This window comes from Streptomyces sp. NPDC005648 (genome assembly GCF_040605395.1).
Classification (GTDB): Bacteria; Actinomycetota; Actinomycetes; order Streptomycetales; family Streptomycetaceae; genus Streptomyces.
This window is the reverse complement of the sequence record NZ_JBEXCS010000005.1, coordinates 75,345-89,708: the sequence shown is the minus strand read 5'-3', so window position 1 is coordinate 89,708 and position 14,364 is coordinate 75,345. Positions and strand designations below refer to the sequence as shown.

The 14,364-nt window shown below is 70.9% G+C and carries 15 protein-coding genes; 6 read left to right on the top strand and 9 right to left on the bottom strand.

Going from position 1 to position 14,364, the window contains the following annotated elements; translation table 11 throughout:
• Positions 1–20: 20 nt before the first annotated feature.
• Genes ABZT17_RS04470 through ABZT17_RS04435 form a run of 8 tightly spaced genes read right to left on the bottom strand, consistent with a single transcriptional unit; the run spans position 21 to position 7,832 of the window.
• A complete protein-coding gene (locus tag ABZT17_RS04470) occupies positions 21–854 on the bottom strand; it encodes an amidohydrolase family protein (protein ID WP_356343550.1) in 834 nt (277 codons plus the stop codon).
• Positions 851–1,165: an L-rhamnose mutarotase gene (locus tag ABZT17_RS04465; protein WP_356343547.1), complete on the bottom strand. Its 315-nt coding sequence runs from the start codon at positions 1,163–1,165 to the stop codon at positions 851–853. Before ABZT17_RS04465 ends, ABZT17_RS04470 begins: the two co-directional genes overlap by 4 nt.
• Positions 1,162–2,109: an aldo/keto reductase gene (locus ABZT17_RS04460; RefSeq protein WP_356343545.1), complete on the bottom strand. Its 948-nt coding sequence runs from the start codon at positions 2,107–2,109 to the stop codon at positions 1,162–1,164. The genes ABZT17_RS04465 and ABZT17_RS04460 overlap by 4 nt, the downstream gene beginning before the upstream one ends.
• On the bottom strand, positions 2,106–2,861 hold the full coding sequence (locus ABZT17_RS04455; RefSeq protein WP_356343543.1) for an SDR family oxidoreductase: 756 nt from the start codon (positions 2,859–2,861) through the stop codon (positions 2,106–2,108). The genes ABZT17_RS04460 and ABZT17_RS04455 overlap by 4 nt, the downstream gene beginning before the upstream one ends.
• Positions 2,858–4,198: an L-fuconate dehydratase gene (locus tag ABZT17_RS04450; protein ID WP_356343541.1), complete on the bottom strand. Its 1,341-nt coding sequence runs from the start codon at positions 4,196–4,198 to the stop codon at positions 2,858–2,860. Before ABZT17_RS04450 ends, ABZT17_RS04455 begins: the two co-directional genes overlap by 4 nt.
• A gap of 31 nt (positions 4,199–4,229) precedes the next feature.
• Positions 4,230–5,255, bottom strand: coding sequence for an ABC transporter permease (locus ABZT17_RS04445; RefSeq protein ID WP_356343538.1), 1,026 nt, complete (start codon positions 5,253–5,255; stop codon positions 4,230–4,232).
• Positions 5,248–6,765 (bottom strand): sugar ABC transporter ATP-binding protein, encoded by a 1,518-nt coding sequence (locus tag ABZT17_RS04440; RefSeq protein ID WP_356343535.1) that lies wholly within the window; start codon positions 6,763–6,765, stop codon positions 5,248–5,250. Before ABZT17_RS04440 ends, ABZT17_RS04445 begins: the two co-directional genes overlap by 8 nt.
• A complete protein-coding gene (locus ABZT17_RS04435) occupies positions 6,762–7,832 on the bottom strand; it encodes a sugar ABC transporter substrate-binding protein (RefSeq protein WP_356343533.1) in 1,071 nt (356 codons plus the stop codon). The genes ABZT17_RS04440 and ABZT17_RS04435 overlap by 4 nt, the downstream gene beginning before the upstream one ends.
• Positions 7,833–7,997: 165 nt before the next feature.
• Between ABZT17_RS04435 and ABZT17_RS04430 the strand changes: the two genes are divergently transcribed.
• From ABZT17_RS04430 to ABZT17_RS04405, 6 genes are all read left to right on the top strand, one after another.
• Positions 7,998–8,699 (top strand): FadR/GntR family transcriptional regulator, encoded by a 702-nt coding sequence (locus tag ABZT17_RS04430; RefSeq protein ID WP_356343531.1) that lies wholly within the window; start codon positions 7,998–8,000, stop codon positions 8,697–8,699.
• Positions 8,700–8,787: 88 nt separating this feature from the next.
• Entirely contained in the window at positions 8,788–9,792 is a 1,005-nt protein-coding gene (locus ABZT17_RS04425) for a patatin-like phospholipase family protein (protein WP_356343529.1), read from the top strand.
• A gap of 86 nt (positions 9,793–9,878) precedes the next feature.
• Positions 9,879–10,682, top strand: a complete 804-nt coding sequence (locus ABZT17_RS04420) for an SAM-dependent methyltransferase (protein ID WP_356343526.1) — start codon at positions 9,879–9,881, stop codon at positions 10,680–10,682.
• Positions 10,683–10,794: 112 nt separating this feature from the next.
• Positions 10,795–11,064, top strand: a complete 270-nt coding sequence (locus ABZT17_RS04415) for a DUF397 domain-containing protein (RefSeq protein WP_356343524.1) — start codon at positions 10,795–10,797, stop codon at positions 11,062–11,064.
• A 135-nt stretch (positions 11,065–11,199) separates the two neighbouring features.
• Positions 11,200–12,105 carry a helix-turn-helix transcriptional regulator gene (locus tag ABZT17_RS04410; RefSeq protein ID WP_356343522.1) on the top strand — a complete coding sequence of 302 codons (906 nt, stop codon included), beginning with the start codon at positions 11,200–11,202 and terminating at the stop codon, positions 12,103–12,105.
• A gap of 76 nt (positions 12,106–12,181) precedes the next feature.
• Complete coding sequence (locus ABZT17_RS04405) at positions 12,182–12,790, top strand: DedA family protein (RefSeq protein ID WP_356343519.1); 609 nt, start codon at positions 12,182–12,184, stop codon at positions 12,788–12,790.
• Positions 12,791–12,803: 13 nt separating this feature from the next.
• On the opposite strand, the gene ABZT17_RS04400 is transcribed toward ABZT17_RS04405, so the two are convergent.
• Positions 12,804–14,357: an alpha-L-fucosidase gene (locus tag ABZT17_RS04400; RefSeq protein ID WP_356343517.1), complete on the bottom strand. Its 1,554-nt coding sequence runs from the start codon at positions 14,355–14,357 to the stop codon at positions 12,804–12,806.
• Positions 14,358–14,364 lie beyond the last annotated feature (7 nt).

Sequence of the window (14,364 nt, the reverse complement as noted above, 5' to 3'; positions counted from 1 at the left end):
CGGTGTCGCCCCCGCGGCCTTCACAGGCCGTACACGCGGGCCGCGGTCGTCCGGAACACCTCCTCGCGTTCCATGGGGGTCAGGTGGGACACCAACGCCTCGGCGCACGAGGTGACTTGGGTGTAGGACGCGGCCGTGGTGCACACCGGCCAGTCCGAGCCGAACATCAGCCGGCCGGGGCCGAAGGTCTCCAGAGCCGTGTCGGCGTACCGGCCAAGGTCGGCGACCGTCCAGGAGGCCGGGTCCGCCTCCGTGACCAGGCCGGAGAGTTTGGCGGCCGTGTTGGGCAGGGCGGCGAGTGCGCGCAGGTCGGAAGCCCAGGGTTCCAGGGCGCCGGAGGCGATCGGCGGCTTGCCCAAGTGGTCCAGGACGAAGGTCAGTCGGGGCAGGGACGCGGCGGCCTTCGCGCAGGCGGGCAGCTGGTGCGGAAGGACGACCAGGTCGTAGACCAGGCCCGCTTCGGCCACCGCGGCCAAGCCCCGGAGCACCGCCGGGCGCAGCAGCCACTCCGGGTCCGGTTCGCCCTGCACCTGGTGGCGGATGCCCTTCAGGTACGCGCCGCCCGGGAGCTCACGCAGCCGGGCGAGCTCGTCGGCGACGTCCGGACGGGTGAGGTCGGTCCAGCCGACGACGCCCGCGATCAGGTCGTGGGAGGCGGCCAGCGCCAGGAACTCCGGGGTCTCCTCCGGGACGGTGATCGTCTGGACGAGGACCGTCCGGTCCACGCCGGCCGCCCGCGCCTCGGGTTCGAGGTCGGAGATCGTGAACGTACGGCGGATCGGGCTGTCTTCGGGGATCCAGTCCTGGTCGCGGACCGACAGGTCCCAGACGTGGTGGTGGGCGTCCACCGTCATGGCAGCTCCCAGACGACGGGCAGGCCCGCCGCCGCGCCCTCGTCCGAGTAGTCGTGCACGACGTCGAGCAGTTCCGCCATACGGGCCTGCCAGGTGACGTTGACCGGGAGTTTCTCCAGCTCGGCGAGGAGACGGGCGTAGTCCTCGCACTCCAGGACGTGGAAGAGGTCGGTGCCGCTGCGCCAGATGGTCCAGGAGGACGCGCCGGCCGCCCGGATGGCGTCCGTGAGCTCCTTCGGGACCTCGCGGTGGGCGGCCTCGTACTCGGCGACGCGGTCCGCCCGGACCTTGGTGTGCAGGGCGACTCTCATGACGGTTCCTCGGTCCTCAGGAGACCGGTCTCCCGCAGCTCCTGCCAGAAGGCGGGGGGCACCGGTGTCGCGAACTGGTCGGCGCAGTCGTGGACCTCCGCCGCCGAACGGGCTCCGACCAGCACGCTCGTGACGGCCGGGTGCGCCATGCAGAAGGCCAGGGCGGCGGCCCGCAGGGTGATGCCGTGCCGCTGGGCGACCTCCTGCATGCGTAGGGCCCGCTCCAGCAACTCGGGCGGCACCGCCGCGTAGTTGTAGGTCGCGCCCGGCTTCGGATCGGCCAGCAGGCCCGAGTTGAAGGCTCCGCCGATCACCACCGAGACGCCTCGGGCGACGGCCGCGGGGAGGAGCTCCGTGAGTGCGCTCTGGTCGAGCAGGGTGTAGCGGCCGGCGCACAGCACCACGTCGACGTCGGTCTCGCGGACGAAACGGGTGAGCATCCCGGCCTGGTTCATCCCCGCGCCGATCGCGCCGACCACGCCTTCCGAGCGGAGCTTCTCCAGCGCGGGATACGCCTCCCGGAAGGCCTGTTCGGCGTGGTCGTCCGGGTCGTGGAGGTAGACGATGTCGACACGGTCGACGCCGAGCCGTTCCAGGCTGGCGTCGAGGGTGCGGCGGATGCCGTCCGCGGTGAAGTCCCACACCCGGCGGTGGGTGGCGGGGACGGCGAAGCCCTGCGCGAGGTCGTCCCCGCCGTCGGACGAGGGCTCCAGACGGCGGCCGACCTTCGTGGAGAGCGTGTACTGCTCACGCGGGTGCTCGCGCAGGACCGCGCCGAGGCGGTGTTCGGACAGGCCGAGCCCGTAGTGGGGTGCGGTGTCGTAGTAGCGGATGCCGCGCTGCCACGCGGCGGAGACGGCCTCGTGCGCCTGCTCGTCGGTGACCTCGGTGTAGAGGCCGGCGATGCCGGCCGAACCGAAACCGAGTCCCTGGGGCGTGCTCACCGGCCCACCGGCCTCAGGCGCAGTCCCTGCATGCCGCCGTCGACGGCGAGGGAGGTGCCGGTGGTGGAGCCGGACAGGGGGCTGGCCAGGTAGGCGATGGCGCCCGCGACCTCGGCTGCGGAGACCAGGCGGCCGGTGGGCTGGCGGGCCTCCAGGGCGGCGCGTTCGGCGGCCGGGTCCGGGGCCTTGTCCAGCAGGCGGCCGACCCACGGGGTGTCCGCCGTACCGGGGTTGACGCAGTTGACGCGGATGCCCTCACGGACGTGGTCGGCGGCCATGGCGAGGGTCAGCGAGTACACGGCACCCTTGGTCGCGCAGTAGAGCGCGCGCTGTGGGAGGCCGGCGGTGGCGCCGATGGAGCAGGTGTTGACGATCGCCGCGTGCCGCGAGTCGCGCAGATGCGGCAGCGCGGCGCGGCTCACGCGCACCATGCCGACCACGTTGACGTCCAGGACCCGGTGCCACTCGGCGTCGTCGTTGTCCTCGACGGTGCCCTGGGCGCCGATGCCCGCGTTGTTGACCACCACGTCGAGACCGCCGAGCTCGGCGACCGCGGTGGCCACCGCCTCCCGTACCGAGGTGTCGTCGGTGACGTCCGCGCGGAAGCCGAGCAGCGGCTTCTCCACCGCGGACGGGTCGAGGTCGAGGACGGCGACCTGGGCGCCGCGGGCGGCGAGGAGGTCGGCCGTGGCCCGTCCGATGCCGGAGGCTCCGCCGGTGACCAGGGCTTTCAGCCCCTCGAAGTCGGTCATGCAGCCTGTCCCTTCTTCTCGTCGAGGTCGGCGACCCAGAATTCGCCGTCGGGGAAGGTGTACCGCGCGATCGACTCGGGACGCATGGCGGCCGAGAATCCGGGCGCGGTGGGTGCCTGGTAGTGGCCCTCGCGGATCACCACCGGGTCGAGGAAGTGGTCGTGCAGATGGTCGACGTACTCGATGACCCGGTCCTCGGTGGTGCCGGTGACCGCCACATAGTCGAACATCGACAGGTGCTGGACGAGTTCGCACAGGCCGACACCGCCGGCGTGCGGGCAGACCGGGACGCCGAACTTGGCGGCGAGCAGCAGGATGGCGAGGTTCTCGTTGACGCCGCCGACGCGGGCCGCGTCGATCTGGACGATGTCGAGGGCGCCGGCCTGCAGCAGCTGCTTGAAGACGATCCGGTTCTGCACATGCTCGCCGGTGGCCACCTTGACCGGGGAGACGGCCTCGCGGATCGCGGCGTGGCCGAGGACGTCGTCGGGGCTGGTGGGCTCCTCGATCCAGTACGGGTCGAACTCGGCCAGCGCCTTGGTCCAGCGGATCGCCTCCGCCACGTCCCAGCGCTGGTTGGCGTCGACGGCCATGCGGATGTCGGGGCCGACGACCGAGCGGGCGACCCGGCAGCGGCGGATGTCGTCCTCCAGGTCTGCGCCGACCTTCAGCTTGATCTGGGTGAAGCCGTCGGCGACGGCCTGGGCGGCGAGCCGGGTGAGCTTCTCGTCGCTGTAGCCGAGCCAGCCGGCGGAGGTGGTGTAGCCGGGGTAGCCGCGTTCCAGCAGGTGTTCCGTGCGCTCACCCGCCCCCTCCCTGCCCCGGCGCAGGATGTCCAGCGCCTCCTCGGGGGTGAGGGCGTCGGTGAGGTACCGGAAGTCGATCTGCCCGACCAGCCATTCGGGGTCGGCCTCGGCGAGCAGCCGCCACAGGGGCTTGTCGGCGCGCTTGGCGGCGAGGTCCCACACGGCGTTGGTGACCGCGCCGATCGCCATGTGCATCACGCCCTTCTCGGGCCCGAGCCAGCGCAGTTGGCTGTCCCCGATCAGGTCGCGGTAGACCGCGCCAGGGTCGGCGCACAGTTCGTCGACGGACCGTCCGACCACGTGGTGGCCCAGCGCGTGGATCGCGGCGACCTGGACATCGTTGCCCCGCCCGATGGTGAAGGTGAAGCCGTGCCCCTGCGGACCGTCCTCGTCGTCGGTGCGCAGCACGACGTAGGCGGCCGAGTAGTCGGGGTCCGGGTTCATCGCGTCGGAGCCGTCGAGCTCGCGCGAGGTCGGGAACCGGATGTCATGGGTGTCGACCGCGGTGATGCGGACGGGCGTCGGGGACACGGAGGGCCTTTCGGTCGGGGGCTGGGTGGGGTCAGTCCTGGGCGCGGCCCGTTGTCAGGCGGGCGATCATGAGGGCGACGAGGATGATCCCGCCGTAGATGGCGTCGATCCAGAACGACGGCACCTGGGCCATGGTGAGCATGGTCTTGACCACGCCGAGCAGCAGCACGCCGGTGAGAGCCCCGAACATGGTGCCCCGGCCGCCGTCGAGGCTGATGCCCCCGATGACGGCCGCGGCGAACACCGTGAAGATCATGTTCTGGCCCTGGTTGGCGCCGATCGCGCCGACGTAACCGGTGTACATCAGGCCACCGAGGGAGGCGAGGACACCCGCGACGACGTAGACGCCGAGCCTGACGCGGTCGACGCGGATGCCCGCGGCGCGGGCCGCCTCCAGGTTGCCGCCGATGGCGTACAGCGAGCGGCCGACGCGGTGGTACTTGAGCACCAGACCGGCGACGGCGAACGCCGCGGCGGCGACCCAGACCGACAGCGGGATGCGCAGGAACGTGGAGGTGGCCAGCGAGAAGAACGAGTCCGGCATGCCGAACAGCGTCTTGCCCTTGGTGGCGCCGACCAGGAGCCCGCGAAGGATGATCAGCATCGCCAGCGTGACGATGAACGCGTTGAGCTTGACCTTCACCACGAGGATGCCGTTGAAGGCACCGATGACCGCGCCCACCAGGGGGATGGCCAGCAGGGCCAGCCCGGCGGGGAGTTCCGTGCCCCAGCCGGCCTGGGCGGCCGGCAGCACCAGGAGCGCGGCCACCGCCGGCGCGACGCCGACCACCGATTCGAGCGACAGGTCGAACTTGCCCGTGATGAGCACCAGCGACTCGGCGAGCACCACCATCGCGAGCGCGGCGGAGGAGGCCAGGATGGAGATCAGGGTGTCTTCGGTGAAGAACGAGTCGTTCAGCAGGGCACCGAGCAGAAGGAGCAGCAACAGCGCAGGGACGAGGGCGAGTTCGCGAGCGCGGCGCAGCAGCACGGCGCGAGCCGACCGAGCATCGGGCACCCTCACCGGCTTCACCGGCGGAGCCTTGGTGTCAGCCATGGTCAACTCCTTCGATGGAGGCGATCAGCTCGTGGTCGCGCCAGCCCGCCGAGTGCTCGGCGACGACACGGCCGTGGAAGAGGACGAGGACGCGGTCGCAGCGCCTGAGGTCGTCGAGTTCGTCGGAGACGACCAGGACGGCGGTACCGTCCTCGCGGGCGCTGTCCACACGGGCGAGCAGTGACTCCTTCGACTTCACGTCGACGCCCGCGGTGGGGTTGATGAGGACCAGCAGCCTGGGGTCGGAGGCGAGGGCGCGGGCCATGACGACCTTCTGCGCGTTGCCGCCGGACAGGGCGGAGACCGGCTGCTCGGGGCCCTCGGCGTGGATGTCGAGGCGGTCGATCAGCTCGGCGGCGAAGCCGCGTCTGCGGTCGGTGCCGATGAAGCCGAAGCGGCCGAGCCGGTCCAGGACGGTCATGGTGGAGTTGTCGCCGATGCTCATGCCGGCGACCAGACCCTGTTCGTGCCGGTCGCGCGGCACACAGCCGACACCGGCCTCCAGGGCGGCCTGCACCGAGCCGAACCTCAGCCGCTCGCCGTCGAGTTCGGCCGTCCCGCCGGTCGGGGTGCGCAGGCCCGCGAAGGCCTCCGCCAGCTCGATCTTGCCGCTGGCGCTGGAGCCGGCGAGGCCGACGACCTCGCCGCGCCGGACGGTCAGGTCGACGTTGTCGTACGTGTCCGAGGTGAGCCCGCGTGCGTCGAGCAGGACCGGGGCCGCCTCGTCGACGGACCTTTCCCGCAGGCCCTGTTCGGCGATCACCTCGATGGACTCCCCCGCCATCGCCTCGACCAGGGCCGCCCTGGGCAGTTCGGCGACGGGGGCGGTGGTGATCCAGCGGGCGTCGCGCAGCACGGTGACGGTCTGGCAGACCTCGTACACCTCCTGCAGATGGTGGGAGATGAACAGGAAGGTGACGCCCGAGTCCTGCAAGCCGCGCATGCGGGCGAAGAGCCGCTCGATCTCACGGTTGTCGAGCTGGGCGGTGGGCTCGTCGAGGATGATGAAGCGGGCGCCGAAGCTCAACGCCCGGGCGATCTCCACCATTTGGCGGTCCTCGACCTTGAGGTCGGCGGTGCGGGCGTCCGGGTCGACGCGGACGTCCCAGGTGTCGAGCAGCGCTGCCGCCTCGGCGCGCAGCCTGCGCCAGCTGATGAAACCGCGCTGGAGGGGCTGGCGGTTGATGAAGAGGTTCTCGGCGACCGTCAACTCGGGCACAACGGTGGGGTGTTGGTAGACGCAGGCGACCTTGCGGCGCCAGGCGTCGCGGTCGGTGAGCGCGGGCGCGGGCTCACCGTCGAAGCGGACCGTGCCCTCGTCGGGCGCCTCCAGTCCGGTGAGGACACGGACCAGGGTCGACTTGCCGGCGCCGTTGCGGCCGACGAGGGCGTGGGACTCGCCGGGCAGCACGGTGAGCCGGCCGTCGGCGAGGGCGGTGGTGGGGCCGTACCGCTTGACGATGTCGCGTGCCTCGACAAGCGGTACGACCGGGCTTTTCTGAGCGCTCATTTGACCGTGTTGCCCCAGAGCTTGGGGTCGTCGACGTTGGACTTGGTGACCAGGGGCGCGGGCAGCTGGTCCTCGAGGATGCCGCTCGGCAGCTTGACGATGGTCGAGTCGTGGTCCGTCGGGCCCGGCTTGAACGTCTTCCCCTCCATCGCCGCCTTGATGTAGTACATGCCGTACTTGGCGTAGGCGTCGGCGGGCTGGGAGACGGTCGCGTCGATCTCGCCCTTGCGGATGGCGTCGAACTCCTGCGGGATGCCGTCGTTGGAGACGATGACGATGTGGCCCTTCTGGCCCGCCGTCTTCAGCAGGTTCTTCGACTTCAGGGTCTGCAGGGTGGGCGCGAGGTAGACGCCGCCGGCCTGCATGTAGATGCCCTTGATGTCGGGGTTGGCGTTGAGCAGGGTGCCCAGCTGGGAGGCGGCCGTGTCGGACTCCCACTTGGCGGGGATCTCCAGGACCTTGAGCTTGGGGTACTTCGTCTTCACACAGGTGCGGAAGGCCTGGGAGCGGTCGCGGCCGTTGACCGAGGCAAGGTCGCCCATGATCTGCACGACCTTGCCGCTGGTGACGTGCTGGCCGAGGTAGTCGCAGGCCTTGGTGCCGTAGGCGACGTTGTCGGCGCGCACCACCATGGCGACCTTGCCCTTGTCGGGCGCCACGTCGACGGCGACGACCGGCACGCCCTTGCGGTCCGCCTGGTCGAGGCCGGCCTCGATGGCGGCGCTGTCCAGGGGGGCCACGACCAGGCCCTTCACACCCTGGTTGAGCTGGTTGTTGATGTCGGTGATCTGCTGCGAGGGGTCGCTGTTGGAGTTGACCGTCTTCAGCGCGTCGACGCCTTCGGACTTGGCCATCTTCGGCACGTAGTCGTTGTACGACTGCCAGAAAGGCGAGGTCAGCAGGGGCAGGATCACCCCGACCTTGCCGGTCCCGCCGCCTCCGGTGCTGCCGGAGCCGGTGTCCTTCGTACTGCCGCAGGCGGTGAGTAGGAGAGAGGCGCCGACGACCGCGGCCATCGCGCCGACGATCCGTGGCCTGTACTGCTTGCGCGCTGTCGTGCCGGGCATGTGGGCGGCTCCTCGTTGAGCGGGTTCGAGCAGATGCCCGCATATTTATCAGACCACTTCTGGGAAACAACACCCTCCGACGCGATTTTTTCGCCTCTTCTGACGGTATTGGTCGGACCACCCCGGAGGTTAGACTGCGGCGCACCGGCGACAGGAGGAACGAGCGTGGACGAGACCGCCCCACAGAAGGGCACGGTGACGCAGCGCGCCATCGAGCAGATCAAGGCGATGATCGCCGAGGGACGTCTCGAGCCCGGCCAGCGCCTGCCCACCGAGCGCGACCTCGCCGCTCAGCTGGGCATCTCCCGCAGCTCCATGCGTGAGGCGATCCGCGCGCTCACGGTGCTGGGCGTGCTGGAGGCCCGCCACGGCTCCGGCATCTACGTCACCCAGCTGGAGGCCGGCGATCTGCTGGAGACGTTCGGCGTGGTCGCCGACCTGTCCCGGGGCCCGCGTCTGGTGGAGCTCCTGGAGGTCCGCCGCATCCTGGAGTCGACGGCCACGGCGCTGGCGGCGGCCCGGATCACCCCGGACCAACTGGCCGAGGTCGAGAAGCACTTGACCGCGATGAACGCCACCGAGGACCCGGAGGAGATCCTCGCCCACGACCTCGCCTTCCACCGCGAGATCGCCGCGGCGGCCGGCAACGACACCATGGCGGCCATCCTGGAGGGCCTGTCCTCCCGTACCTTCCGGGCCCGTGTCTGGCGCGGCTACCAGGAGGAGGGCGCCTTCGAGCGCACCCGCCGCGAGCACACGGCGATCCACCGCGCCCTGGTGGCCCACGACCCGGAGGCGGCCCGGGCGGCGGCGGCCGCGCATGTGGGAGAAGTGGAGCAGTGGCTCCGGACGCAGTTGGGGAGCTGATTCCCCTTCCGGCTGATCCCGTCACCTGCCTACCATGAAGTGACACACACCACAGCGCTGTCGCTGTTCCCTCGATGAGGTGATCGAAGTGGCGGGCACATCCGGCGTTCCCCAAGGCATCGGCACACCCAACGTCGACCTGGTACTGGAAGGCGGTGGTGTCAAGGGAATCGGGCTGCTCGGCGCAGTGCTCACCCTCTCCGATGCCGGGTACAGGTTCCCTCGGATCGCCGGCACGAGCGCCGGCGCGATCGTGGCCGCGCTGGTCGCCTCGTACCAGAAGGCCGGCCGCAAACTCAGCGATCTGGTCGAGGTGATGAACTCCCTGGACTACGAGCGGTTCGCCCAGCAGTCCACGCTGGAGAAGCTGACCGGGCCGCTGGGCAGGGGCATCGACCTGCTGGTGCACGAGGGCATGCACACCGGTGACTACCTGGTCGAATGGCTCGGCGGGGTACTGGGCGAGGTCGGCGTGGAGACCTTCTCCGATCTGGCCCTCACGCCCGAGGAGGCCCGGCTCAGCTCGCTCGCCCCGCACCAGCAGTACACCCTGGTGGTCCATGTCAGCGACGTGTCCCGCCGGGCCCTGGTGCGGCTTCCCTGGGACTTCTCCGAGTACGGGAAGGACGCGGGTACGGAGCGGGTCGTGGACGCGGTGCGGGCGTCGATGTCCATTCCGTTCTACTTCCAGCCCGTGGAGGTGGAGACGGAGACCGGCCGCGTCACCTGGGTCGACGGCGGACTCCTGTCCAACTTCCCGATCACCGTCTTCGACCGGACCGACGGCGTCCCCTCACGGTGGCCCACGTACGGCGTGAAGCTGTCCGCGCAGCCCCAGGTCGCCAAGGACCGCCCCGTGGGCACCCCGCTCGGTATCGCCGTGTCCTGCCTGGAGACGCTCACCGGCGACTGGAACCGCTACCACCTCCGGGACGAGGGCGTGAACCAGCGGACGATCTACGTCGACACGGAGGGGATCTCCGCGACCGACTTCCATCTCGACGACGCGAAGCGCGCGCGGCTCTTCGAGAACGGGCAGTCGGCGGCCAGGAAATTCCTCGCCCAGCTGCCGACCACACCGTCCCCGGGCTAGGCCCACGGCGGGCCGGCGCGGGCGGTGCGGGTGTTTGAGCCGTCAACTTCCGGACAGCGTGGGGTGGTTCGTGTGACGCTTTCCCCATGACTTCCGAAGACCCGCTGGCCGACCGGCTGCAGCTGGACCAGCCCCACTCGGCGCGTGTGTGGAACTTCCTGCTCGGCGGCAAGGACAACTACGCCGCCGACCGCCAGGCAGGCGAGATGATCCTCCAGATGTTCCCGGACATCGCCCTGCTCGCGCGCCTCCAACGACGCTTCCTGGTCCGGGCCGTGAGCCGGCTCGCCGGGGAGGCGGGCATCCGGCAGTTCCTGGACATAGGCACCGGACTGCCCACCGTCGACAACACCCACGAGGTCGCCCAGCGGGTCGCCCCGGACAGCCGGATCGTCTACGTCGACAACGACCCACTGGTGCTGGTGCACGCCGAGGCGCTGCTGACCAGCACCCCGGACGGAGCCTGCGCCTATCTGGAGGCGGACGTCCGCGACCCCGAGCGCATCCTCGAAGGGGCGGCGCGGACCCTGGACTTCGACCGGCCGATCGCGCTGACCATGCTCGGCATCCTGGGTCAGATCCCCGACTCCGACGAGCCGCACGCCCTGGTGGCGCGCTACCTCGACGCCCTGCCCCCGGGCAGTTGCCTGGCCCTCGCCGACGGCACCGACACCAGCGAGGCGCTCAACCAGGCCATCGCCGTCTACAACGCCAACTCCGCGAGCTCCTACCATCTGCGCCCACCCGAGCGGATCGCGGCCTACTTCGACGGTCTGGAGCTGGTCGAACCCGGCATCGTGCCCACCTCCCAGTGGCACCCCGAACCGGTGGACGTCGGCCGCTCCCCCTCCGACGTGGACGCGATCTGCGGCATCGGCCGCAAGGCCTGACCACATCACGGGCAGAAGTGCAATTACCGCTGCAATTGCAGATGATGTTGGTAATGTCCTCCTGATGCAATTGCAGTGTCTGTCATGCGAGTTGATCTCAAAGAGGCCTCAGATGCAGCAGGTGAGCAATGGCATGCCGGCGACCGAACTGACCGGTGTGGTCTGGCGCAAGAGCCATCACAGCAACCCCGAGGGCAACTGCGTCGAGCTCGCCGCGCTCCCGGACGGCCGCATCGCCGTACGCAACTCCCGCCATCCCGAAGGTCCCGCGCTCGTGTACACCGGCGCCGAGATCTCCGCCTTCGTCCGCGGTGTGAAGGACGGCGACTTCGACGGTCCACTCCCCGGCCGCCGAGGTCAGGCAACCCCGCGGACGGTCTGAGGGCGGCGGTCAACCACCGCCGCCCTCAGGCCACTTCCCACACGCGAGGCGAGACGACCCCTGGGTGCTACTCTCCTTGCCGAGTTCCCGCGCCACACAGGTGGCGCGGGCACGGCGGCGGCCGAGGGGATGACCATGGCGGCAGCTCCAGCAGAACAAGTCCCCCCGGATCCGGACGTCCTGAGCCTGAGGCGCGGTGGCCCGACCGTGCAGCGCATCATGCTCGGCACCCGGCTGCGCCGACTGCGTGAGTCCCTGGGCATCACCCGGGAGGCGGCCGCGTCGACGATCCGCGCCTCGGACGCCAAGCTCTGCCGTATGGAACTGGGCCGGGTGGGCTTCAAGGTCCGTGACGTCGCCGACCTGCTCACCCTGTACGGCGTGCACGACCCGGACGTACGCGAGGAGTTGGTGGACTCCGTGCGGCGGGCGAACCGGCCCGGCTGGTGGCGGGCGTACGGCGACGCCTTCCCGACCTGGTTCGAGCAGCACCTGGGGCTGGAGGAGGCGGCCTCCCTGATCCGGACCTACGAAGTCCAGTTCGTGCCGGGCCTGCTGCAGACCGCCGCCTACGCCGAGGCCGTCGTCCGGCTCGGGCGCCCGGTCACCTCCCAGGACGCGATCCGGCGTCGCGTCGAACTCCGGATGACCCGGCAGGCCCTGCTCTCCCGGACCGACGCGCCCAGGCTGTGGGTCGTGGTGGACGAGGCGGCCCTGCGCCGTCCGCTCGGCGGCCCCGAGGTGATGCGCGACCAGCTGCGCCGGCTCGTCGAGGCGGCCGCCCTGCCCAATGTGACCCTCCAGGTGCTCCCCTTCCACGTAGGCGGCCACGCGGCGGCCGGCGGTCCGATCACCGTGCTGCGCTTCCCGGTCCCGGATCTGCCGGACATCGTCTATCTGGAGCAGCTCTCCAGCGCCCTCTACCTCGACAAGCCCGAGGACGTCGACCACTATCTGGCGGTCATGGACCGGCTGAGCGTGGTCGCGCTGTCGGCCGCGGACTCGGTGGGCTTCCTGGAGCGGGTCCTGGCCGAGTACTGAGCCCGAGCGATCGCGGGTCCTGACCACGATCGCGGCGAAAGTCCGCTGATCCGTCCGGACGGGGTACCCGGGGACCATGAACACGCTTCTCCACTGGCTCGACGACCTCTCCGGGCCCGTGGTGTACGCGGTGGTCGTGGCACTGGTGTTCGCCGAGGACGCGCTGTTCTTCGGGTTCGTGCTCCCCGGCGAGACCGCCGTGATCGTCGGTGGAGTGCTGGCCCGGCGGGGCGTCGTCGACCTGGCCTGGCTCACCGTGGCCGTCGTCGTCGCGGCGATCGCCGGGGACGGGGTCGGCTACGAGATGGGCCGGCGGCTGGGCCCACGCCTGCTGGGCAGCCGCCCGCTGCGCCGGAAGGCCGCACGGGTGGAGAAGTCCCGCGACCTCATCCGGCGGCGCGGCCCGGCCGCGGTCTTCCTCGGCCGCTTCGTCGCCCTGTTCCGCTCCTTCGTCCCGGCGATGGCGGGCGCCTCGGGCATGCCGTACCGCCGCTTCCTGCTCTACAACGCGCTCGGCGGCGTCATCTGGGGCGTCGGCAACGCCCTGCTCGGCTATGCCGCCGGAGCCGCCTACCAGCGTGCCGAGAGCCTGGTCGGCCGGACCGTCGCCCTGGTGGCGGCCGGACTCGCCGTGGTGGCCTTCGTCGTATGGCGAGTCCGGCGGTACCGCCGCGACCACGCGTGACCGCGGGCTCCCCTCAGACCCGCGACCGGAACAGCCCGAACTCCGCGAGGTGTACGGGCCCCCGTGCCGCCGTGACCCGCAGCCGCCAGCGCCGGGCCCGCACCGGTGCCTCCAGCAGCAGGATGCGGCTCGCGCCGATCGTGCCGGCGGTCGCGACCCGCGTCCAGGAGCCGCCGACGACGGCCTCCACCACGCAGCCCTCGACCTGCTGACCGTGCCGGATGTCCTCCGCGAGCCGGACACGGTCCACCTCACGCGCCGCGCCGAGGTCGACGGTGCGCACCCCGGCCGCGTCCGTGACCCGCGCGCCCCGGGCCAGGTCGGCAGGCAGCTCGGCCTCGATCCGGGCGCGGAACTCACGCAGCCGGGTCACGTCCCGGTCCGCGAGCAGGCCGTCGGTGTCCGGCGGGACGTTGAGCAGCAGGACCGCGTTGCGGCCCACCGAACCGAAGTAGATGTCGATCAAGTCGTCGACGCTCTTGGGGAGTTGGTCGGGGTGGTAGAACCAGCCGTCGTGGATCGACACATCGCACTCGGCGGGCCACCACTGCAGGTGGTCGGTGTCGGGCTGCGCCGTGACGAGCGCGCTGCGGCTCCCCTCGTCGGGGGTGTCGTACGACAGCGCCCAGTCGGTGCGCCCGTACTGGTTCTCCTTGACCGGCAGGACACTCCACTCGTTCTCGCGCGCGGTGCCGCCCTCGTTGCCGACCCAGCGCACATCGGGGCCGGTCACGGCGATCGCCGCGTCCGGGGCGAGCGAGCGCACCAGCGTGTACCAGCTGTCCCAGTCGTAGTCCTCGACCTTCCCGGGCGGGATACGGCCCTGCGCGCCGTCGAACCAGACCTCGTCGACGGGGCCGTACTCGGTGAGCACCTCGTAGAGGGTGTTGAGCATATGGGCGCCGTAGTCGGTGGCGTCCAGGGTGCAGAAGCGGTCCGGGGTGCGGTCGTCGCCGTCGACGAGGGTGGGGATGACGCGTGTCGAGCGGGCGCTGCCGTTGGCGTAGACGCCGTGCAGATACTGGTTCTCGTCGGCGGGCGAGAGGTAGACGCCGACCTTGAGGCCGTGGCGGCGCATGGAGTCGGCGAAGGAGCGCAGGACGTCGCCGTGGCCGCCCCGCCAACTGCTCGACGCCACCGTGTGGTCGGTGTAGCGGGAGGGGTAGAGGACGAAGCCGTCGTGGTGCTTGACGGTGAGGATGGCGAGCTCGAAGCCGCCGTCGGCCAGGGCCCGCGCCCACTGGTCGGTGTCCAGGCGGGTGGGCTGGAAGACATTCGGGTCCTCGTCGCCCGTGCCCCATTCCAGGCCGGTGAAGGTGTTGACCCCGAAGTGCAGGAAGGCCGTCTGTCCGAGCCGCTGCCAGGCGATCTGGCGTGCGGTGGGCCGGACCTGGGAGGCCTTGCGGACGAGTTCGTCGGGGGTGTCGTCGGGGCTGACGGGAATCAGGGAGCGGTCGGCGGCCGGCCGTGGTGCGCCGGACGCGGCCGCCGCGGGGAATCCGGTCGAGGCGAGGGCGGAGACCGTCGCGGCGGCCGACGCGACGAAGAGGCGTCTGGAGAGTGCCATGGCGTTG

Excerpts from the sequence above, each read along its gene's own strand:
- ABZT17_RS04470 (WP_356343550.1), bottom strand. The coding sequence starts at position 854 with ATGACGGTGGACGCCCACCACCACGTCTGGGACCTGTCGGTCCGCGAC.
- ABZT17_RS04465 (WP_356343547.1), bottom strand. The coding sequence starts at position 1,165 with ATGAGAGTCGCCCTGCACACCAAGGTCCGGGCGGACCGCGTCGCCGAG.
- ABZT17_RS04455 (WP_356343543.1), bottom strand. The coding sequence starts at position 2,861 with ATGACCGACTTCGAGGGGCTGAAAGCCCTGGTCACCGGCGGAGCCTCC.
- ABZT17_RS04445 (WP_356343538.1), bottom strand. The coding sequence starts at position 5,255 with ATGGCTGACACCAAGGCTCCGCCGGTGAAGCCGGTGAGGGTGCCCGAT.
- ABZT17_RS04440 (WP_356343535.1), bottom strand. The coding sequence starts at position 6,765 with ATGAGCGCTCAGAAAAGCCCGGTCGTACCGCTTGTCGAGGCACGCGAC.
- ABZT17_RS04435 (WP_356343533.1), bottom strand. The coding sequence starts at position 7,832 with ATGCCCGGCACGACAGCGCGCAAGCAGTACAGGCCACGGATCGTCGGC.
- ABZT17_RS04420 (WP_356343526.1), top strand. The coding sequence starts at position 9,879 with ATGACTTCCGAAGACCCGCTGGCCGACCGGCTGCAGCTGGACCAGCCC.
- ABZT17_RS04415 (WP_356343524.1), top strand. The coding sequence starts at position 10,795 with ATGCAGCAGGTGAGCAATGGCATGCCGGCGACCGAACTGACCGGTGTG.
- ABZT17_RS04410 (WP_356343522.1), top strand. The coding sequence starts at position 11,200 with ATGGCGGCAGCTCCAGCAGAACAAGTCCCCCCGGATCCGGACGTCCTG.
- ABZT17_RS04405 (WP_356343519.1), top strand. The coding sequence starts at position 12,182 with ATGAACACGCTTCTCCACTGGCTCGACGACCTCTCCGGGCCCGTGGTG.
- ABZT17_RS04400 (WP_356343517.1), bottom strand. The coding sequence starts at position 14,357 with ATGGCACTCTCCAGACGCCTCTTCGTCGCGTCGGCCGCCGCGACGGTC.